18 protein-coding genes are annotated in these 19,560 nt (G+C 72.4%); 10 read left to right on the top strand and 8 right to left on the bottom strand.

Going from position 1 to position 19,560, the window contains the following annotated elements; all coding sequences use genetic code 11:
* Positions 1-58: 58 nt before the first annotated feature.
* A complete protein-coding gene (locus OV079_RS05020; RefSeq protein ID WP_267766554.1) occupies positions 59-1,093 on the top strand; it encodes a S28 family serine protease in 1,035 nt (344 codons plus the stop codon).
* Complete coding sequence (locus OV079_RS05025) at positions 1,090-1,581, top strand: alpha/beta hydrolase family protein (protein ID WP_267766556.1); 492 nt, start codon at positions 1,090-1,092, stop codon at positions 1,579-1,581. Before OV079_RS05020 ends, OV079_RS05025 begins: the two co-directional genes overlap by 4 nt.
* Positions 1,582-1,963: 382 nt before the next feature.
* Here the strand turns inward: OV079_RS05025 and OV079_RS05030 are convergent, their stop codons facing one another.
* Both OV079_RS05030 and OV079_RS05035 read right to left on the bottom strand, forming a co-directional pair.
* The gene (locus OV079_RS05030) at positions 1,964-3,451 is read right to left on the bottom strand and encodes a D-alanyl-D-alanine carboxypeptidase family protein (RefSeq protein ID WP_267766557.1); all 1,488 of its coding nucleotides are present in this window, start codon (positions 3,449-3,451) and stop codon (positions 1,964-1,966) included.
* A 618-nt stretch (positions 3,452-4,069) separates the two neighbouring features.
* The gene (locus OV079_RS05035) at positions 4,070-4,600 is read right to left on the bottom strand and encodes a hypothetical protein (protein WP_267766558.1); all 531 of its coding nucleotides are present in this window, start codon (positions 4,598-4,600) and stop codon (positions 4,070-4,072) included.
* Between the two features lie 553 nt (positions 4,601-5,153).
* Between OV079_RS05035 and OV079_RS05040 the strand changes: the two genes are divergently transcribed.
* The gene (locus OV079_RS05040) at positions 5,154-6,140 is read left to right on the top strand and encodes a hypothetical protein (RefSeq protein WP_267766559.1); all 987 of its coding nucleotides are present in this window, start codon (positions 5,154-5,156) and stop codon (positions 6,138-6,140) included.
* Positions 6,137-7,078, top strand: a complete 942-nt coding sequence (locus OV079_RS05045; protein ID WP_267766560.1) for an IgGFc-binding protein — start codon at positions 6,137-6,139, stop codon at positions 7,076-7,078. Before OV079_RS05040 ends, OV079_RS05045 begins: the two co-directional genes overlap by 4 nt.
* Here OV079_RS05045 and OV079_RS05050 read toward each other — a convergent pair.
* On the bottom strand, positions 7,071-7,448 hold the full coding sequence (locus tag OV079_RS05050) for a hypothetical protein (RefSeq protein WP_267766561.1): 378 nt from the start codon (positions 7,446-7,448) through the stop codon (positions 7,071-7,073). The genes OV079_RS05045 and OV079_RS05050 overlap by 8 nt on opposite strands.
* Positions 7,445-7,786: a hypothetical protein gene (locus tag OV079_RS05055; RefSeq protein WP_267766562.1), complete on the bottom strand. Its 342-nt coding sequence runs from the start codon at positions 7,784-7,786 to the stop codon at positions 7,445-7,447. The genes OV079_RS05050 and OV079_RS05055 overlap by 4 nt, the downstream gene beginning before the upstream one ends.
* 882 nt (positions 7,787-8,668) lie before the next feature.
* On the opposite strand from OV079_RS05055, the gene OV079_RS05060 reads away from it, so the two are divergent.
* A complete protein-coding gene (locus tag OV079_RS05060; protein ID WP_267766564.1) occupies positions 8,669-10,780 on the top strand; it encodes a DUF4215 domain-containing protein in 2,112 nt (703 codons plus the stop codon).
* 276 nt (positions 10,781-11,056) lie between these two features.
* Positions 11,057-11,611, top strand: coding sequence for a hypothetical protein (locus tag OV079_RS05065; RefSeq protein WP_267766565.1), 555 nt, complete (start codon positions 11,057-11,059; stop codon positions 11,609-11,611).
* A 135-nt stretch (positions 11,612-11,746) separates the two neighbouring features.
* Here the strand turns inward: OV079_RS05065 and OV079_RS05070 are convergent, their stop codons facing one another.
* Both OV079_RS05070 and OV079_RS05075 read right to left on the bottom strand, forming a co-directional pair.
* Positions 11,747-12,847, bottom strand: a complete 1,101-nt coding sequence (locus tag OV079_RS05070; RefSeq protein ID WP_267766566.1) for an isoaspartyl peptidase/L-asparaginase — start codon at positions 12,845-12,847, stop codon at positions 11,747-11,749.
* A 25-nt stretch (positions 12,848-12,872) separates the two neighbouring features.
* Positions 12,873-13,775 carry a hypothetical protein gene (locus OV079_RS05075; RefSeq protein WP_267766567.1) on the bottom strand — a complete coding sequence of 301 codons (903 nt, stop codon included), beginning with the start codon at positions 13,773-13,775 and terminating at the stop codon, positions 12,873-12,875.
* A gap of 6 nt (positions 13,776-13,781) precedes the next feature.
* On the opposite strand from OV079_RS05075, the gene OV079_RS05080 reads away from it, so the two are divergent.
* The 3 genes from OV079_RS05080 to OV079_RS05090 all read left to right on the top strand — a co-directional run bounded on the left by OV079_RS05080 (position 13,782) and on the right by OV079_RS05090 (position 15,545).
* Entirely contained in the window at positions 13,782-14,039 is a 258-nt protein-coding gene (locus OV079_RS05080; protein ID WP_267766568.1) for a hypothetical protein, read from the top strand.
* 409 nt (positions 14,040-14,448) lie between these two features.
* A complete protein-coding gene (locus OV079_RS05085; RefSeq protein ID WP_267766570.1) occupies positions 14,449-15,330 on the top strand; it encodes a hypothetical protein in 882 nt (293 codons plus the stop codon).
* Positions 15,321-15,545, top strand: coding sequence for a hypothetical protein (locus OV079_RS05090; RefSeq protein WP_267766571.1), 225 nt, complete (start codon positions 15,321-15,323; stop codon positions 15,543-15,545). Before OV079_RS05085 ends, OV079_RS05090 begins: the two co-directional genes overlap by 10 nt.
* Before the next feature lie 69 nt (positions 15,546-15,614).
* Here the strand turns inward: OV079_RS05090 and OV079_RS05095 are convergent, their stop codons facing one another.
* Positions 15,615-17,306 carry a cation:proton antiporter domain-containing protein gene (locus OV079_RS05095; RefSeq protein WP_267766573.1) on the bottom strand — a complete coding sequence of 564 codons (1,692 nt, stop codon included), beginning with the start codon at positions 17,304-17,306 and terminating at the stop codon, positions 15,615-15,617.
* 518 nt (positions 17,307-17,824) lie between these two features.
* Between OV079_RS05095 and OV079_RS05100 the strand changes: the two genes are divergently transcribed.
* Positions 17,825-18,157, top strand: a complete 333-nt coding sequence (locus tag OV079_RS05100) for a DMT family transporter (RefSeq protein ID WP_267766574.1) — start codon at positions 17,825-17,827, stop codon at positions 18,155-18,157.
* Between the two features lie 44 nt (positions 18,158-18,201).
* On the opposite strand, the gene OV079_RS05105 is transcribed toward OV079_RS05100, so the two are convergent.
* On the bottom strand, positions 18,202-19,470 hold the full coding sequence (locus tag OV079_RS05105) for an ATP-binding protein (RefSeq protein WP_267766575.1): 1,269 nt from the start codon (positions 19,468-19,470) through the stop codon (positions 18,202-18,204).
* Between the last annotated feature and the right edge of the window lie 90 nt (positions 19,471-19,560).

Genomic DNA, 19,560 nt, shown 5'->3' on the forward strand with positions numbered 1-19,560 from the left:
TGCAGCGAACGGGGGCGGGCGCCGGTCGCCGCGGCGATTGGCGTGATACCCTGCGCTTATGCGCTTCTCTTATCATTCGCTCGCAATCGTCGCAGCGCTCGCGGGGGCCGGCTGCGAGGGGTCCAGTGCGACGACCGACCAGGCCGGCGAGTCCGAAGCCGATACGACCGCGACGACGACCACGAGCGGGACCGGCGAGATCACGACGTCCGGCGAGACCACGACGGGCGAGACCACGACGACCGGCGCGTCGAGCGGCGGCGAGGCGCCGACGACCACCGACCTCACGACCACGACCGGCGGCGAGGTCGACATCCTCGAGCAGCTGTCCGCGATCGACGGCATGTGGGTGGGCGAGCTGCCGACGCCGATCGCGGGTTATCGCCTGTTCACGATGCTCTACGAGCAGCCGGCCGACCACGACGCGGAGGGCGGGCCGATCTTCACTCAGCGGATGACGCTGCTGCACCGCGACGTCGACGCGCCGATGGTGATCGTGACCGCGGGTTACAATATCAACACCATGTCGGCGGCGCTGGGCGAGCCGGCGACGATGGTGGCGGCCAATCAGCTGACCGTCGAGCACCGCTTCTTCGACGAGTCGCGGCCGAGCATGCCCGACTGGGCCGACCTCGACATCCGCCAGGCGGCCACCGATCACCACCGAGTCGCCGCGGCCCTGCAGCCGCTGTATTCGGGCCGCTGGCTGGCGACCGGCGCGAGCAAGGGCGGGCTGGCGGCGCTGTACTTCCGCCGGTTCTTCCCGGCCGACGTCGACGGCACGATCGCCTACGTCGCGCCCTACAGCCACGGGGAGTACGACGGGCGCTACGAGGAATTCATCGCCACGCGGGGCGACGAGGCCTGCCGACAGGCGCTGCGCGACGTGCAGCGCGAGGTGCTGATTCGCCGGCCGGCGATGCTGGACCGCATGGCCGGGCAGGCGGCGACGTACGCATTGTTCGGGGCCGACGCGGTGCTCGAGACGGCGGCCCTCGACCTGCCGTTCGCGTTCTGGCAGTACCAGACCGCGAGTTTGTGCGCGTCGGTGCCGCCGCCTGCGGCCAGCGACGACGAGGTGTGGGCTTTTTGAAGAAAGTCAGCGAGCCCAGCTCGGACGCCGACCTGCTGCGGGTCGAGCCGTACTACTGGCAGTCGGCGACGCAGCTCGGCGGGATCCTCGTCGACGAGGCGAACGTGGCCGATCTGCTGCAGTTGCCGGGCTTCAACACCGCGCGCAGCTTCATCGTGCCGGGGCCGGGCAAGACCCCCGGGCCGCACGATCCGGCGCCGGCGCAGGATGTCGCCGACTGGCTGGCCGCCGAGGGCGAGCGGCTGCTGCTGATCTACGGCGAGAACGACCCGTGGACGGCGGGGGCGTTCGAGCTCGGGGAGGCGGCCGATTCGTACCTGTTCCACGCGCCGGGCGGCAACCACGGGGCGCGCATCGCCGACCTCGCCGACGCCGACCGCGAGCAGGCAATCGTGGCAGTGGAGGCGTGGGCGGGCACGCGGGCGCGCAGCGACGGGTGGGTGCGTCCGGCGCCGATCCGCGAGACGCTGCGGCAATTCGGCTGGTGACGGGGCCGCGGCGACGAGAGGCGCGGGCCAGGCCCGCGAACTGCTGAGGGCTCGATGCGCTGGCCCGAGTCTCAAGATTGCGTTGCGAGGCGCGACTGCCATGATTCAGCCGGACGATCGCACGATTCCGTGAATTCGGCGGGCGGTCGCTCCGCCCGCGAATTGATCCGTCCGAAATAAGACTTCCCGGCACTGACTTGCCCTCGCGCGAGGGGCTCGCGCGAGGGCAGTCATCATTGCGGACGATCAGGCGCGGCGGCGGCGGGCCAGGGCGCCGAGGACCAGCAGGTCGAACGCCCACGGCTGCGGGGCGCATGACGACCTGGCACTGATTTGCCCTCGCGCGAGGGGCTCGCGCGAGGGCAGTCATCATTGCGGACGATCAGGCGCGGCGGCGGCGGCGGGCCAGGGCGCCGAGGACCAGCAGGCCGAACGCCCATGGCTGCGGGCTGCCGGAGTCCGAGCGGCAGGCGCATCCGCCCGCGTCGTCGGCGTCATTGCCGGCGGTGCCGGTGGCGCTGCCGGCCGAGCCGCCGCTGCTGCTGCCGTCGGACGAGCCGCCGCTGCTGGGATCGGACTCGGCGCCGTCCGTCGAATCACCGGAGGGGCCGCCGGTGGTCGGGGCCTCGCCGGTCGGGTCGTCGCCGGTGGTGGCGTCGACCTGACACGCGGGCGCGAGGCTGTCGGGCGGGCACTGCAGGTCGTCGAGCTGATAGACCTCGGGGCCGGGGCCCTGGACCAGCACCGGCTTGTCGCGCACCGGCGTGCCGAGCGGGATTGCATAGACCTCGGCGGCCGGGACGGTGACGACCGCGCCGAGGTCGAAGTCCCAATTGTCGGCGACCTCGGGGCTCGGGACGTGGCGCCGGACGCCGCCGTCCTTGAGATAAACCTCGGGCGTGCCGTCATCGGCGCGGATCAGCTGCGGCACGGGCTCGATGTCGATCCATTCGGGCAGCGCCAGCAGGGTCGGCTCGTCGACGGTGACGAGGTCCCAGAACACGTCGAACTTCCACGTGGCGAGGACGTCGGGGTGGGGGATGTGGCGGCGGTACCCGGTCAGGGCCGGCGGGGCGCAGGTGAACGACAGCGGGCTCTGGCTCAGCTGCGGGTTCTTCTGGCCCTCGATGTCGATGCCGTAGACGTGGACGGGGCGGGTGGTGTTGTCGCGCAGGCTGAGCGGTACGCCGAGCTTGTAGCCGTGGGCGCACGAGCCGAGGGCCATGCACAGGTCTTCGCGGTGCAGGTCGGCCTTGGTCGGCACGCCGATGCCGTTGGGATCGCCGGCCGGACCGTTGAAGTAGACGTGGACGTCGATCGAGGCGTCGGGCGCGTCGGGGTCCTGGGCCCAGCCGTAGACGTTGTCGCAATCGACGGTGTCGAGGTAGCCCGTGGGCGGCAGGCTGATGTCACAGGCGCCGCCGCCGGGTCCGCCGCCCCACCACTCCCAGTGCCACGGCTCGCCCGGGACGGTCTCGGTGAACCCGTAGGCGCCGCCGTTGGCGGCGAGCCAGTTGTAGACGCCGGGGGTGGCGGTGTTGATGTCGAGCGCGTGGCCGCTCTGGTGATTGGAGTAGCCGGGCTTGGCCGCCAGGTTGCAGCTGTTGCAGTTGCAATTGATGTAGCAGCCGTAGAGGTACTCCTGCTCTTCCATGGTGCGGAAGCCGCTGTTGATGTGCATGTCGACGCCGGCCGCGGCCGCAGCCTCGCGCATGACCCAGTAGGCGTTGGCGGTGCTCTTCTCGACCGGGCGCCCGTCGATGTGGACGACGGTGATCTCGAACGGGTTGCCGCTGGTGTAGCCGGTGTCCGTGCTCTCGGCGCAGTCGATCGGGGCAGGGTGCTCGCCGATGTCGGGCGGGGCGGTCAATTCACAGACGTCCTGGTATTCGTGCGGCCCGTCAGCCCAGGCGGCAGAATACGGCGCCATCCAAAGCGCGGCGAGAACAGCATGTCGGAGCGAGATCGCGGTGGGCATGGACACCCACGCTATCACGAGCCCGCGAGGACGGGCAGGGAGCGGGAGGGCCTCGCAGCTCTTGCGCCTGGCGCGGGAGCGAAGCTCCGGCGGTTGGGGGCCGCCGGCCGCCGACGGGGGACAGCGCTGCAATCGCGCGAACGGGAGTTCATCGATGGCCGCGCGTATCGGGATCGGGCGCGAGACCGTGCGGAGGCCGTCGGCGCTCGCAGAGGCCGCGAGGCGCGCGGTGGGGCGCGCCCGGCCTGTCTCTTCGAGCATGTCGGCGCAAAACGGGTCGGGGGAGCGAACGTCGACGCGCAGGCGCCACTTCAATCGCAGCGCACGCCCGCGCAGGTCCGCGTGCAGGCTCGATGCGATCGGCAGCCAGGCCAGACCGCATCACGGATGGACTCGAGGCGCGATTCGGCTGCACCGACTCGGACTCGGGGGGCCGGTAGCGATAGCAGCCGCCTCCTCGCTCCGCGACTTGCGCCGCGTCCATGAGTGAAGCGCGCGTGAGGGCTGTCGTCAGGGCTGGGCCAGGAGCTGCTCGAGGGCGTCCCACATGGTGACGAAGCGGTCGCTGTAGAGCGCGGCGCGGAAGTCGGGCTGCTCCTGGCGATAGACCGCGAGCATCCTCGACCTGGTGGCGGCGGAGTGGCCGGCGTTGGCGAGGCGGTCGCAGATCTTCACGAAGGTGGCGACGTCGCTGGCGCGGATGCCCTCGTAGTAGCGCGCGTTGGCTCGCTCCTTGCGGGTGCGGCCCTTCTCATTGGTCAGGGCGAAGGCGACCTCGGCCACGGCCTCGTTCGTGGCCCGCTTGACGTCGTTGTAGGTCTGCCGGGCGTCCTCGATGGCGTCGTGAACCCAGGCGCCGGCGAGGGCGATCGGTCGCTCGTCGTCGTCGAGCAAGTGGAGGAACTCGACCGCGCGCTCGACGACCATGCTCAGGTGGCTGGCGTACGGCCGGCCGTCGTACAGGTGATTGGTGTCCGCGTGGGCGCGAGTGGCGTAGCTCTGGGCCGCCTGTACCAGGGGGTGGACGAGGAGCTGGGTCATGCTCTCCATACGCCCCGACGGTCCTCCGATTCAAAGTTCAGTGGACGGCCGCGCGAGCGCGAAGAGCCGTGAGGGACCCCTCGCGCTGCTCGTCCGATACGCGGAGTCCGGCGGTTGCTTTCGCCGCGAAACTGCGGCTCGCGGCGCGAGGTCGCTGAGGTCGACGAGCGCGGCGCTGGACGACTCGAGCGGGCGCCGGAATGCCGGATGGCTTTTGAGACATGTTGGAAGGCGAAGCTCGCGTCGAGCCGGATGAAAGATGTCTCTTGAGGCAGGCTGCGAGGCAGCGCTCCGATCGCGGGGCATCGGGATAAAAAATGTCTTTTGAGACAGGTTGCGCCGCGATCCTCGAGTCGCGTGGCGGCTCGCTGCCGGGCCGCGAACAAGGCTGTCTTTCGAGACAGGCGGCGACGCGGCGCGCCTGCGGACGCGCAGCGGGTGGAGCGCACCGACGCGCGGTCGCTCGACCGGCGGCGGAGAGGCCGGCCGGTGAGGGCCGGGCCGCTCCCTGGCGCGCGCCACCGAGCGGGCGCTCCGTGTCATACTGCCGGCCATGATGCGCGGGATCGGCACGCTCTCTCTCGTCACTCTCGTCGCCTGTGCCGGCGGAGAGGGCTCCGAAAGCCGCGGGGGCAGTGCCACCGAGTCGACGGTCGGGGCGGTGACGGCCACCGACGTCACCGGGACGGCCACGGACGCGCCGACCGGCACCGAGTCGGTCGGCGGCACGACGACGACCGAGGGGGGCGGGACCGACTCGGCGACGATGGGGACGACGGCGGTGGTGCCGACGACGACCGAGGCGATCACCACCGAGGCGCCGACCGGGACCGCGAGCTCGACGACGGGCGAGCCTTGTGAGCCGGTGCAGTGCTCGGCCGACCTGAAGGGGCTCGAGTGCGAGGGGCAGCTGGTGTCGCTGTGCGAGGAGGACTCGTACTGCATCGAGGGCGCGTGCACGCCGCTGGAGCCGTGCGAGGCCGCGGCGCTGCTGCAGGGCAGCGAGGGCTGCGAGTTCTGGGCGGTGAAGACCCAGACGACCAAGACCGGCGGCTGCTTCGCGGCGTTCGTGGCCAACACCTGGGACGAGCCGGTCCACATCGAGGTCGAGTACGACGGGCAGAGCCTCGACGTCGCCGGCTTCACGCGGATCCCCGAGGGCCAGGGCGAGAACATCGACTACGCGCCGTACGACCCGGTGGCCGGGCTGCCGGTCGGGCAGGTGGCGCTGGTGTTCCTGTCCCGAGGGCCAGGTGACAACCCGGCCTGCCCGGCGCCCGCCGGCGTGGCGATGGAGACCGAGGTCGCGGGGACGGGGCGCGGCAAGGGGTTCCGGATCTCGACCGATCGGCCGGTCGCTGCCTATCAGATGCTGCCGTACGGCGGCGGCTCGGTGGCGATCACGTCGGCGACGCTGATGCTGCCGACGAGCGTGTGGGACACCAATTACGTGGTCGTCAACGCCTACGCGCAGAGCGTCGCGGTGCCGGCGGCGCGGCCCTGTGGGCCGTCGTCGCCGGTGAAGACGGCACCGAGGTGACGATCGATCCGAAGGTCGCGATCGTCGGCGGTCCGGGCGTCACCGCTGGCGCGGCCGGGGTCCCGATCCAGTACAACCTCGCGCGCGGCGAGACGATCCAGTTCGCGCAGTCGGCCGAGCTGACGGGCTCGCCGCTGGTCGCCAACAAGCCGGTCGGGGTGTTCGGCGGGGCCAGCTGCTTCAACGTGCCGGTGGACGCCTCGTACTGCGACGGGGCGCACCAGCAGATCCCGCCGATCAAGGCGCTGGGCAGCGCGTACGTGGCGGTCCGCTACAAGAACCGGCTGGCGATGGGGCAGGAGGAGACGCCGCCGTGGCGCCTGGTCGGCACGGTCGACGGGACCACGCTGTCGTGGCAGCCGGCCAAGCCGGCGGGCGCGCCCGACACCTTGTCTTTCGGACAGGTCGCCGAATTCACGGCGGCCGGGCCGTTCACGGTGCGCAGCCAGGACAGCGAGCACCCGTTCTACCTGGCGGGCTACATGACGGGCGGGCAGCTGCACGACAACCGCGGCGACCCCGAGTGGGTCAACGTGATCCCCTCCGAGCAGTACCTCGACCGCTACGTGTTCTTCACCGACCCGACGTACTCGGAGACCAGCCTGGTGGTGGTGCGACGCAAGCAGGACGGCGCCTACGCCGACGTGACCCTCGGCTGCGCCGGCGTGCTCGACGGCTGGGCGGCGGTCGACGACGAGCACGAGTACACCCGCGTCGACCTCGTGACCGGCAACTTCGAGGACGTCGGCCAGTGCTCGAACGGCCGCCACGAGATCAAGAGCTCGGGCCCGATCGGCGTGACGGTGTGGGGCTGGGGCTCGCCGGAGTCGGTCGACTTCTACACGCTGAACGTGTCGTACGCGTACCCGGCGGGGGGCGGCGATCCGGCCGATCAACGACGTGATGATCATGCCGCAGTGACCGCGCGGCTCAGTTGAGCAGGCGACCCGGCGGCGGCGGGCCGGGCTCGCCGCGCTTGCGGGCGAACAGGCCGCGGTTGTACAGGGCCAGGCGGTAGAGGTGGCCGCGCTCGCAGTAGAAGGTGATCGTGCAATAGCCGTCGCCGTGGAGCGAGGCCGGCAGATCGATCCACGACACGTGGATCGGCAGGGCGTCGAGCTCGTCGAGGCGCTCGCGCACGAGCGGGAGGTCCTCGGCCAGCGCGTCGAGGTCGTGCCACACGCCGGCCTCGGCGGCGAACAGGCGGGCCAGCAGCGGCTCGTGGCAGCGTTCGCTGACCAGGTCGGCGGCGAGGTCCTCGAACAGCAGCTCGGCGTCGGTGGGTTCGTCGGGGTCGTGGTCCGTCAATGGATGTGCAGGTTGGCCCCCGCGAGGCCGGTCGCGCCTTCGGGAGCCGGGTGGGTGTCCGGATGGGTGCCGGCCGCTCCGCCGGGGCCGGTGGTGCAGCGGTCGGTGGTATGGACGAACACGACGCGAGCGGGGCGCCCGAGGCGGGCCGACGGCTCGCGGGTGCCATCATTCTCGCCGGCGCTCGAATCGTCGTTGTCCGGGCCGCGGTCGCCGCCGTTGCCACCATTGCCGCGCTCGTCGGTGATCCTCTCGTGGCCCGTGAGGTGGAGGATGCCATCGACGCCCGACACCGCGGAGCTGCCGCCGCCGCCGGTGTCGTGATTGCACGAGCGCACGCCCGGGAGGGTACACGAGCCGCCCTCGCCGGGCCCGTTCGTCGTACCGGCGCTCGCGCGGACGCAAAGGCCGCTCGCGCCGCCGTCGTCGCGCTCATCGATTCTTCGTAGCGCCCGCCGGGGACGCGCAGCGGCGAAGATCCGCCGTGGGCCGTTCGGGCGCTCACGCGGCCGCTCGTCTTCACCGTGGGCTTGGCGCGGTGCGGGCTGGATGTCTTCATTGTCGCCTGTCGGGCCGTCGCTGCGGTCGTCGAATCGTCCGTCGAGCGGCTCGCCGTCGCCTGTTTTGACACAGGAGTCGTTGCATCCGCATTCGCCGGTGAGGGGCCGCCATCGCCGTCGAGGCGGCTGTCGGGATCGCCGAGATCGCGCACCCCGGGGCCGGTGGTCAGGCGTCGGGTGGTCGAGGTCGTCGCGTCGGCGGTGGCGGGGTCCGAGGTTGTCGTGGTCGTCAGTTCGGGACCGGTGGTGGTCGTCGGCTGCGAGGCCGAGACCGCGATGGCGGTCGGAGCCGTGGGGTGCCGGCATCGATCGACGTCGGGTTCGCCGAAGCCGTGGTTGCGATGGCATCGCCCGTCGTGGTGGTGGTCGCCGCGAGCCGGCGCCGGGAGGCTGGTTCGGGGCCCACAGGCTGGCGGCAAAACGGCGTGCTCGGAGCATTGCGCCGGGAGTCTTCGGCAGGCGCGGTGCCTGCTTTGAGGGCACCCGAGCGGCACCTCGACCTGTCACAGGCGTAAGCCGAGATCGGGGGACCTCGGGTGCGCAGCGGTTCGCACACCGCCTGCTGGAAGGCGGCCTCGCGGGTCCTGTGCCGCAATGGGGGACGTTTTTGTCCGCGGATGTCCCTGGTTGACGAGGCGAACTCGAGGGTATGGTCCGCGCATGCGAGTAAGCGTTTGTACGAAGCGGCAGATCCTTGGTTATTTCCTGAGCGCGGCCCCGGTGGCGCTCTTGAGCGCGTGTCCGAGCGGCTCGGTCACGACCACCGAATCGGGGACGGAGACGGACACCGACACGTCCTCAGGGACGGATACGACCGGCTCGATGACGAGCATGCCGAATCCGACCGAGACCGTGCCGACGACCGGCACGACGACCACCGAGGGCACGACCGAGACCACGACCGGGCCGAGCACGGACACCGACACCGACACCGACACCGACACCGGGCCGGCGCCCGTGTGCGGCGACAGCAACGTCGACGCCGGCGAGGAGTGCGACAACGGGGCCAACAACGGCGACAACGCGGCCTGCACCTCGGAGTGCAAGGAGAACGTGTGCGGTGACGGCAAGGTCGGACCAGGCGAGGGCTGTGACGAGGGTCCGGACAATGGCGGCGAGACCTGCAAGGACGACTGCAGCGTGCCGAGCTGCGGCGACGGTGCCGTCGACCTGAACGAGGAGTGCGACGACGCCAACGCGGAGGACACCGACGAGTGTACGAACGCGTGCACCAGCGCCACCTGCGGCGACGGCTTCTCGCAGGCGGTCAACATGGAGGAGTGCGACGACGGGGTCGCCAACGGCGACAACGCGATGTGCACCCCCGAGTGCAAGGCCAACATCTGCGGCGACGGGTTCGCGTGGACCGACGGCGGTGAGGAGTGCGACGCGGGCAAGGACAACGGCCCGGGCAACAGCTGCCTCGAGACCTGCGTGCTCAACGTCTGCGGCGACGGCGACAAGGGCCCGGGCGAGACCTGCGACGACGGCAACACGATGGCGGACGACGGCTGCAGCGCGGACTGCATGCTCGAGGGCTGCGGCGACGGCGAGCTCGACCCCGGCGAGGAGTGCGACGACGCCCTCAACGGCGATCAGGACGACGGCTGCACCGACCTGTGCCAGGCGCCGAAGTGCGGCGACGGGTTCGAGCAGGTCAGCCTGACGGAGCAGTGCGACCTCGGGGCCATGAACAGCAACTCCGGCGCCTGCACGCTCGAGTGCAAGGACGCCAAGTGCGGCGACGGCTTCATCCAGGACAACGTCGAGCAGTGCGACGACGGGGCCGGCAACGGCGACGACAAGGCGTGCCTGTCGCTCTGCGTGGCCGCCGCGTGCGGCGACGGCAAGGTGCAGGTCGGCGTCGAGCAGTGCGACGACGGCAACGTGAACAACCAGGACGGCTGCACCAACGTGTGCAAGCTGGCCTCCTGCGGCGACGGCTTCATGCAGGCCGGCGAGCAGTGCGACGACGGCAACATGGACTCGACCGACGCCTGCACCAACGCCTGCAAGCCCGCGACCTGCGGCGACGGCTTCACCCAAGCGGGCGTCGAGGAGTGCGACGACGGCAACGCCAACCCGAACGACGGCTGCACCCCCATGTGCGAGGCCAACAAGTGCGGCGACGGCATCCTCAACGTCGGCGTCGAGCAGTGCGAGGACGGCAACGCCGCCAACGGCGACGGCTGCAGCTCGACCTGCCAGTTCGAGCAGCCCAACGAGAAGGTGACCAAGGGCGCCCTCGGCCTGGCGATCCCGGACAACGCCTACAACGGCACCATCGCCTCGATGGCGTGCACCACGCTGGTCGTCAACGGCGGCGGCAACGGCATGGTCAAGGACGTGACGCTGCGGATCGGCGTCACTCACACCTTCGTCGGCGACCTGGGGATCAAGGTCGTCAACCCGGCCAACCAGGTGGTGACGTTGATGCTCAGCCCGGGCACCAACGAAGGCGCCGACGACGGCGGCAACTACATCGGCGACTCGTCGAACCTGGACGCCGCGTTCCCGCTGTTCTTCCGCGACGCCGGGATCACCGACGCCGAGACGATGGGCAGCACCCTCGCCAGCACCGACCAGGTCATCTGCAAGGACGACTTCAAGTGCGACTACAAGCCGAACCCGGGCAAGGGCCCCGGCCCGAACCTCGCCGCGTTCGCCGGCAGCATGGGCGCGGGCAACTGGCAGGTCTGCGTGGGCGACAACTACGTCGGCGACACCGGCACGCTGCAGAGCGCCGAGCTCACGGTCGTTTTCAACCCGTGAGCCGCACGCCGAGGGCGGTGACGGCTGACCTCGGCGAAACACGTTCCATGCGATCGGCCGATCGCACGTGAGTGTCGGCCCCACAGGGCGGCGCTCGGGACTCGGGTCCCGGCGCCGCCCTCTTGTTCGTGCGAGGAGAGGCGTTCCGGCGGCCTCGCCGTCCCGTCGTCGCGGCGACGCCGACGACGGTCCCCGGGCCGGCCCGCGCCCTCGTCGCCGCTCGCCGACATTCGGCTTCGGCTGTGCGCGCCGCGAGAAAGCGCTATGAATTGTCCCGTGACCCGCGCCCCCGTCGCGAGCCTCGCCCTCGTCGGTCTGCTGGGACAGACCGGCTGTTGGATGTCGGTGCCGGTGCTGGAGGCCTCGGCCAGCCCGGGCATGATACCCGCCGTGATCGCGCCGGAGTCCGACGCCGCGGTGGCCGCGGCCGACGTCGACGAGGTGATCGACGATGTCGACGGCGGCGACCCGTCGGCGCTGCCGGAGCCGTCGCGCCAGCTCGAGGTCGAGGCCGAGCTGGTCGAGGCCCGGAGCGCCGCGCACTGCGGCAAGAACAAGGTCGTGGTGGTGATGCGCTACGCGGTGAAGCGGGTGCTCGCCGGCAGCTACGACGAGCGCGACCTGTTCGTCGCCCACACGTGCCCGGAGATGGGCCTGCCCGCGTGCCGCGACGGCAAGGGCGCCCGCGTCCGCGCGTTCCGGGTCGGCGACGTGCACCGGCTGCAGCTGGTCCAGGGGACAGGCGGCGGCACGGTCGTCGACAAGTTCGACGACGGGGCCTTCGGCGAGCTGCCGCGCTACGGCGCCCGCTGCGGCGCCGCCGGGACCTGACGGCGCGGCGCGCCCAGCAGCGGGGGATCAGGCGCGGGGCGCGGCGCGGGCCGAGGGGGCATGGCCCATCGAGCATGCTCCATCGGGCATGCTCCGTGAGACATGCCCCCATGGACATGCGCCGAAGGACAGGCATCAAGGGACATGGCCGTGGGCCATCGGCTGGGTGGCGGCGACGCCCCAGCCGTCGCGGTCGACGGCGATGAGGCCGACGTCCCAGCGCGGGTCGAACGCAGCCGCGGCCTGGGCCACGGCCTCGCGCGCGGGGGTGCCGGCGGCCAGCGCCTGGTAGACGCTGCGGGCCAGCACCTGGCGGATGATCTCCTCGCCCTGACCGGTGCAGGCGACCGCGCCCGCGGGGCCGGCGAACAGGCCGGCGCCGTAGATCGGCACGTCGCCGACGCGGCCGTAGAGGGTGACCGAGGTGCCGCCGGTCGAGAGGGTGGCGGCGAAGCGGTGGTCGGCGGTGCGGGCGACCGCGCCGACGGTGTCGCCGCCGTGACGCCAGGCGACCATGTCGGGCGGCATCTCGCCGGGGTAGTTCCAGTAGATCCGCCAGTCCGGCTCCTGCGTGCCGGGCGTCTCGATGACCTCGCGCAGGCGCTTCATGCGGGCCGCGTACTTGGCCTCGGCCTGGGGCGAGCGCGGGACCTCGTCGGGCAGGCCGAGCTTGTGGGCGAAGCGAGTCGCGCCCTCGCCGACCAGCAGCACGTGCGGCGAGTCGAGCACGAGGCGGGCAGCGCGGATCGGGTTGCGGACCCGCTCGATCGCCGCCACCGCGGCGAAGCGGCCGTCGTCGGTCATGAGCGAGGCGTCGAGCTGGATCGTGCTACCGTCGAGGCGGATGTTGGCGCCGGTGCCGGCGTTGTAGCGCGGGTCGTCCTCGAGCACGACCGCGGCGGCGATCGCCGCGTCGAGGGCGCTGCCGCCGGACGCCAGGACTTCGGCGCCGGCCGCGGCCGCCCGCTCGGCCCCGTCGGCGTCGCTCAGCGGCGAGCCGACGCCGGCGTGGGTGACCACGAGCGGGCCGCTCGGGACGTCGGCGCCGGCCCGGAGCGGCAGCTCGCGGACTGGGCTGTCCTTGGGGACAGGGCTGGTGTCCGGAGGGACATGGGAGGTGTCCTTCGGGGCAGGTGGAACTTGGCTGTCCGCGGGGACAGGCGAGGTGTCCTTCGGGGCAGGCTGCCGGCCGCAGGCGAGCGCGGCGGCGAGGACGACGAGCGGGCGGAGCTGCACGCGCACAGCATGCCGCAGGCGGGCGTCATTTGCCGCGGGGGCAGGCGCCGACGCAGCGGCGGGCGGCTGGATCGCAGGTGCCGAGGAAGCACGGGCCGGCGTCGCCGGGGCCGCCGCCAGGCCCGGGACGGCAGGGCTCGCCGTACCCGAGGTCGGGCTGACAGGTGTGCGCGGCGGGATCGCAATGGTGATAGGGGCCGCAGTCGTTGCGCTCGCGGCAAGCCGCGCCGGTGTCGCCGCGGGGAAGGCAGCGGCCGTCGTCGGCGCAGCGCATGCCGAGCGGGCAGCGAGTCTCGGCGGCCGCGGGATCGCAGGTGGCTCCGACGTCGGCGACGGGTCGGCACACGCCCGCAGCGGCGAGGGTGGGCTCGCCTGCGCTGCTCGTGGGGGCCGCTAGGCGGAGGCCGTCGCAGCGCAGGCCGTCGGCGCAGGCGTCCTGCCAGGTGCAGGCGGCCCCGGCGGGCAGGCGGGCGCGACAGGTCGGCGCGGCGGCGCTGAAGTCACAGAAGTGATCGGGGGCGCAGTCGTGGCCGAGCGAGACGCGGCGACACGGTCGACCAGCGCCGCGCTTCGCCTCGCACACGCCGAGCTGCTCGCGGCGGGAGGCGTGCGGCTCGCGGCTGGGCGCGACGTAGCCCTGGCATGCGAGGCCGGGTCGACACGCCTGCCAGTGGTTGCTGCACGCGGCGCCGACGTCCCCGCGCGGGCGGCAGACGTCGCGGTCGCAGTGGAGTTCGGGGCCGCACAGCGTGCGGTCGTCGCAGGGACCGCCCGCGGCGAGGGTGTGGGCGCGGCACTCCCCGGGGCAGCCGAGCTGGCCGCTGCAGTGACCGTCGATGCACTCCTCCCAGCGCTCGCACTTGCCGCCCGACGGCACCGCGGGCACGAGGCCGGCCGGGACGGCGCCGGCGAGGCAGCCGTCCGGCATGACGTCGTGATCGACGGCGCAGGCGGCCTCGGCGAGGAGGCGCAGGCATTCGGCGGCGAGGGCAGGAGCGAAGCGATAGCGGCGAGCCTGCAGGCCGCGCTCGACGCCGAGGAGGACCCGCTTGCGCGGCTCCTCGCGCAGGCATCGCTCGCGCTCGGAGGCTCCGATCTCGCCGCAGCGCACGGCGCGATCGCAGCGCAGCGGCGTGGCGAGGGCGAAGTATTCGGCAGGGTCGCGCGGGAGCGGCGAGGGCGTATCGCGTGAGGAGGGAGCGGCGGGGTCGGCGGGAGGTGCCGACAATGACGTCCCGGTGGACGCGGGGGGGACGATGCCGAGGTCGCCGACGACGCGGGCGAGTCGGGCGGTGATGACCATGCGGCGACCGGGTCGCTCGCGCTTGCGAGAGGAGAGGGCGCCGGAAGGGTCGCGGATGGAGCTGCGGCCGAGCGAGCGGGGGTGGCCGCGCGCTCGTCGGCGCCGCGGGAGGTGCAGGCGATCCCGCAGGCCAGCGCGAGCAGGGCTGCACGCATGGGTCGACCCTACCACGGCCGCGGGCTGCTGTGGATGTCTCTTTGGACATGTCCTCGGAGACAGACGGCCTGCCGCGGCCGCGGCCGCACGCCGGCTCCGAACGGCCTTGACGCTGGCGCGCGGGGGGCGATAGCGTGCCGTCATGCGATCTACCTCGCCCGTGTGGCTCGTCGCGCTCGCGCTGGCCTGCAACGACGAGTCCGGCGCGGAAGCGACCGGCGCGGCGGGGACGTACCCGACGACGCTGCCCGACCTGACGCTGCCCGGCGACCCGGGCGAGACGACCACCGGCACGGGCGACGCGTCGAAGGGGTCGACGACGGGCGCGGAGGCGACGTCGGAGGGCGTGGTGACGACGGGCGGCGGCGGCCCGAAGTTCGACCTCGGCGAGGACACCGGGCCGGGCACGACGACCGGGCCCGACGACGCGCTGTGCCCGTGCGCGCCGAAGCTCGACCTCATCTACGTGCTGTCCGACGACCGCGAGCTGTGGACCTACGATCCGCTCGGCAACAGCTTCGCGCTGGTCGGTCCGCTCGGCTGTCCGACCACCGACGGGACGTTCTCGATGGGCGTCGGCCGCGACGGGTTCGCGTGGATCCAGACGACCCTCCCGCAGGGTCCCAGCAATTACGTCGGCGACCTGTTCCGCCTCGACGTGACCAACCCGCAGAACTGCGTCGACCCCAACTACGTCCCCGGGGCCAACGGGTGGGTCCACTTCGGCATGGCGTTCGTGTCGGCGAGCGCCGACGACCCGTGCGACGCGCTGTACGGCCAGCACTGGAACGGCGAGGCGGGGCTGTGGTCGGAGGGGCCCGGGGCGGGCAAGCTCGGGGTGTTCGACCCGGTGGCGATGCAGATGACGACGATCGGGCCGACGAACTACAACGGCGCCGAATTGACGGGCACCGGCGACGGCCGGCTCTACGCGTTCGGCGGGGTGCCGAACGCGAAGCTGATCCAGTTCGACAAGCAGACGGCGCAGGCGATCGAGACGCTGCCGTTCAACAATTGCCGCTGACGAACGCGTTCGCGTTCGCGTTCTGGGGCGGCGATTTCTACTTCTTCACCCTCGGCGACCCGAACGGGCAGGCCGACTACAGCAAGGTGACGAAGCTCGACTACGACGACAGCGACAACAGCGGCAAGGCGCTGACGACGGTCCACGCGAACGCGCCGATCCGCGTGGTCGGGGCCGGGGTGTCGACCTGCGCGCCGCTCGAGCCGCCGGGGTGAGGCGGGTCGGCGGCATTACAGTGACATGTCTGAAAGGGCATGTCCTATGAGATGGGGTGAGCGGCGGCGCTACGCCGCGCCGGCGTCGGGCTGCGCAGGGGTCGCGGCGGCCGCGGCGGTGCGGTCGTGGTAGGCCAGCGAGTGGGCGGCCATCTCGGCCATGCGCAGGGCCATGATGCGTTCGGCCATCACCGCGCCGTCGGCCCCGTGGCGCAGGAGGTGCTCGACCTCGGCCTCGGAGTGGCCGCGGGCGATGATGGTCATGTCGGGCTTGGCCTCGCGCAGGCGGGCCACGATCTCGCCGGCCTCGAGGGCCTGCGGGATGGCGAGCAGGGCCAGGCGAGCCTGGGCGAACCCGGTCTCGGAGAGGACGCGAGGGTTGGCCGCGTTGCCGCAGATCGCCGGGATCCCGCGCGCCTGGGCCTGGTCGACGAGCTCCGGATCGGTGTCGACCACGAGCAGCGGCGTGCCGCGCTCGCGCAAGATCTGGGCGATCGCGCTGCCGACCCGGCCGAAGCCGATGAGCAGCACGAACGGGCCCTCGGGCGCCGGCGGGCCGGAGGCGACCACGGCCCGCTGGGCGGCCTCGGCCTGCTCGCGGCGGCGCTGCCAGCGGTCGAGGGCGGCGAACAGCAGCGGGTTGCACAGGATCGAGAGGATGGCGCCGGCGAGGATCAGGTCGCGGGCCATGGTCGGCATGAGGTCGAGCTCGACGCCGAGGCCGGCGAGGATGAACGAGAACTCGCCGATCTGCGCCAGGCTGACCGAGATCGTCAGGGCGGTGGCCAGGGGGTGACGAAACGCGAGCACCAGCACGAGGGCGGCGATCGACTTGCCGATGATGATGATCGCGCAGGTGGCGAGCACGAGCAGCGGCTCGTCGACGAGGATCGCCGGGTCGAACAGCATGCCGACGGACACGAAGAACAGCACCGCGAAGGCGTCGCGCAGCGGCAGCGAGTCGCTCGCGGCCTTGTGGCTGAACTCGGACTCGGTCAGCAGCATGCCGGCGAAGAAGGCGCCGAGCGCCAGCGAGACGTTGAACAGGATCGCCGCGCCGAGGGCGACGCCGAGGGCGATCGCCAGCACGCACAGGGTGAACAGCTCGCGCGAGCCGGTGCCGGCGATCTGCTCGAGCAGCCACGGGATCGCCCGCCGCCCGACGACGAGCATGAGGGCCAGGAAGCCGGCGACCTTGACGAGGGTGAGGCCCAGCGAGAGCCATAGATCGCCGCCGCCGCCGCCGGCGATCGCGGGCACGAGCACGAGCGCCAGCACCATCGCCAGGTCCTCGACGATGAGCCAGCCGATGGCGATCTTGCCGCGCGGGCTGTCGAGCAGGCGCCGCTCCTCGAGCGCGCGCAGCAGCACGACGGTGCTGGCGACCGACAGCGCCAGGCCGAACATCAGGCCGGCGCTGGCCGGCCAGTCGAGCAACCACCCCATGCCCGCGCCGAAGCCGGTGGCGAGCGCGATCTGGGCGACGGCGCCGGGGATCGCGATCGACTTGACGTCGAGCAGGTCGCGCAACGAAAAGTGCAAGCCGACGCCGAACATCAGCAAGATGACGCCGATCTCCGACAGCTCGTTGGCCAGCGCCGAGTCGGCGACGATGCCCGGCGTGTGCGGGCCGACGACGACGCCCGCGGCGAGGTAGCCGACGAGCGGCGACATCCGGAGGCGCGTCGCCAATGCGCCGAGCGCGAACGCGAAGACCAGGCCGGCGGCGATCGTGTCGAGCAGGGGGGTGTGATGGAGCATCGCTGCGTGCATGCTAATCGCGGCGGTCTGCGCTGGCGGCGAGGGGATACGACGAAAGCCCGGTCATGCCCGCCGCGAATCCGTATTCGTGGCCGACGACCGGCGTGTCGCGCGGCGCGAATCGTCGGTCGGGCGAGCGAGCCCGGCCGCGTGCGCCCGTCGCGGGCGGCGCGGCTGCGGGCGGGCGAGCGAGCAGATGTCCTTGCGGACATGTCATGCCGCGGGCGAGGCGGAGGCGCAGCGCGGCGTGCGAGCGGTGGGCCGTCGCGGGCGCCCGGGCGGCCGGGCTCGTCGGCGCGCCGGGCGCAATTGACGAGATGTCCTTGCGGACATGTCATGTCGCGGACGGATCGCGCGAGGATCGACGGGGCCGGCGCGGACGGGCGGTCGCGGCAACTTTCGCCGACGTCATGCGCGTCGCGGCCGAGCTCGCTGCGGCGGCGAGGGCCGGGCGTGGCGCGCTCCGGGGGCCGAGGCGCGGGTCGGTGGTATGGTGCGAGGCGTCCCTGGAGGTCGTCGTGGCGTACCTGTTCCTGTCGGCGGCGATCGTCTTCGAGGTGGTCGCCACGTCGTTCCTGCGCTTCACCGCGGGCGAGCGGGCCACCTGGTGGTCGTACCCGATCGTGGTCTGCGGCTACGTCCTGGCGTTCGTCGCGCTCGCGCTCGCGCTCGGCCGCGGGATCCCGCTGGGGATCGCCTACGCGGTGTGGGCGGGCGTCGGCGTGGTGCTGGTGGCGCTGGTCAGCCGGTTCGCGTTCGCCGAGACGCTGACCGGCGCGCAGCTGGTCGGCATCGGCCTGGTCGTCGCGGGGGTGGTCTTGCTCGAGCTCGGCGGCGAGCACCCGAGCTGAGGCGATTGTTCATATGTCCTCGAGGACATGTCTGTTGGGGCATGTCATGATTCGTCGGCCGGCGCGTCCTCGCCGCCTGCGCCGTGGGCGAGCGGCAGGGTGAAGGTGAACACCGCGCCGGCGTGGTCGCTGGCGACGGACATGCGGCCGTCGTGGGCGTCGACGATGCTGCGGGCGATCGAGAGGCCGAGGCCGAGGCCCTTCTTGCCGCCGCGCACGGTCGACCAGAACGGCTCGAAGATGTGCGGGAGGTCGGCCTCCTCGATCCCGGGGCCCTGGTCGCGGACGGAGAAGCGGACCTGGCCGCCCTCGAGGTCGCCCTCGACGACGACCTCCTGGCCGGAGGCGCTGAACTTGATCGCGTTGTCGAGGAGGTTGCCGAACACCTGGGCGATCCGGGTGCGGTCGCAGAACAGCGGGGCCTGATCCATGCGCAGGCGGGCGACCAGGCGCACGCCCTTCTTGTCGGCGAGCGGCTTCTGCAGGGCGAGCGCGTCCTCGAGGATCTCGCGCGCGTCGGCGACCTCGCGCTCGAGCACGGTGGGGCGACCGGCCTGGGCGCCGGCGAGGTCGAGCAGGTTCTCGGTGAGGCGCTCGATGCGGGCGGCGCTGCGCTGGATGACCGCGACGTTCTCCTCGGCGTCGCGCAGCTTCTTGACCAGGACGGTGGCGCCGAGAGTGATGGCGCTGAGCGGGTTGCGGAGGTCGTGCGAGACGACGGTGAGCACGTCCTCGCGGGCCTGGCTGGCGCGCAGGGCCTCGGCGTGCTCGCGGGCGTTGTCGAGGGCGAGGGCGAGGCGGTCGGCGACGCGGCGCACGAGGTCGAGGTCGTCGTCGTCGAGCCGGCGCGCGGCGAGCAGGCGGACGACCCCGAGCGCGCGGCCGCGGGCGATCAGCGGGGCGAGGACGCCGGCGCGCAGGCCGAGGGCGCGCTGCGGAGGATCGAGGGGGCCGAGGTCGGCGACGAGGCGAGCGCGGCTGTCCTGAAGGACATCCCAGGCGAGGTCCTGGAGGGGGAAGCGATCGTGCAGCGGCCGCTCGGGCGCGAGCGCGGTCGGGTCGGCGTGGGCCAGGCCGAGCAGGCGCAGCTCGTCCTCGTCGGCGAGCAGCGAGACGAGGCGGACGTCGCCGAGGCGCGGGACCAGCAGCTCGGCGCCGAGCTGGGCGACGCGGGCCAGCTCGAGCGACTCGAGGAGGACGCGGCCGGCGTCGTCGAGCAGCTCGGCGGCGACGAGGCGGCGCTGCTCGGCGGTGACCTCGGCGAACACCGCGACGGCGGCGAGGACGGCCCCGTCGGCGTCGCGCACCGGCACCGCGCGCGCGGACGCGAGCGACGAGGCCGCCGTCGCCGACGCGCTGGACCTCCTCGTCGACGACGACGCCGGCGAGGCAGCGCGCGAGGA

The sequence above is a fragment of the Nannocystis pusilla genome, assembly GCF_026626665.1.
Classification (GTDB): Bacteria; Myxococcota_A; Polyangia; order Nannocystales; family Nannocystaceae; genus Nannocystis; species Nannocystis pusilla.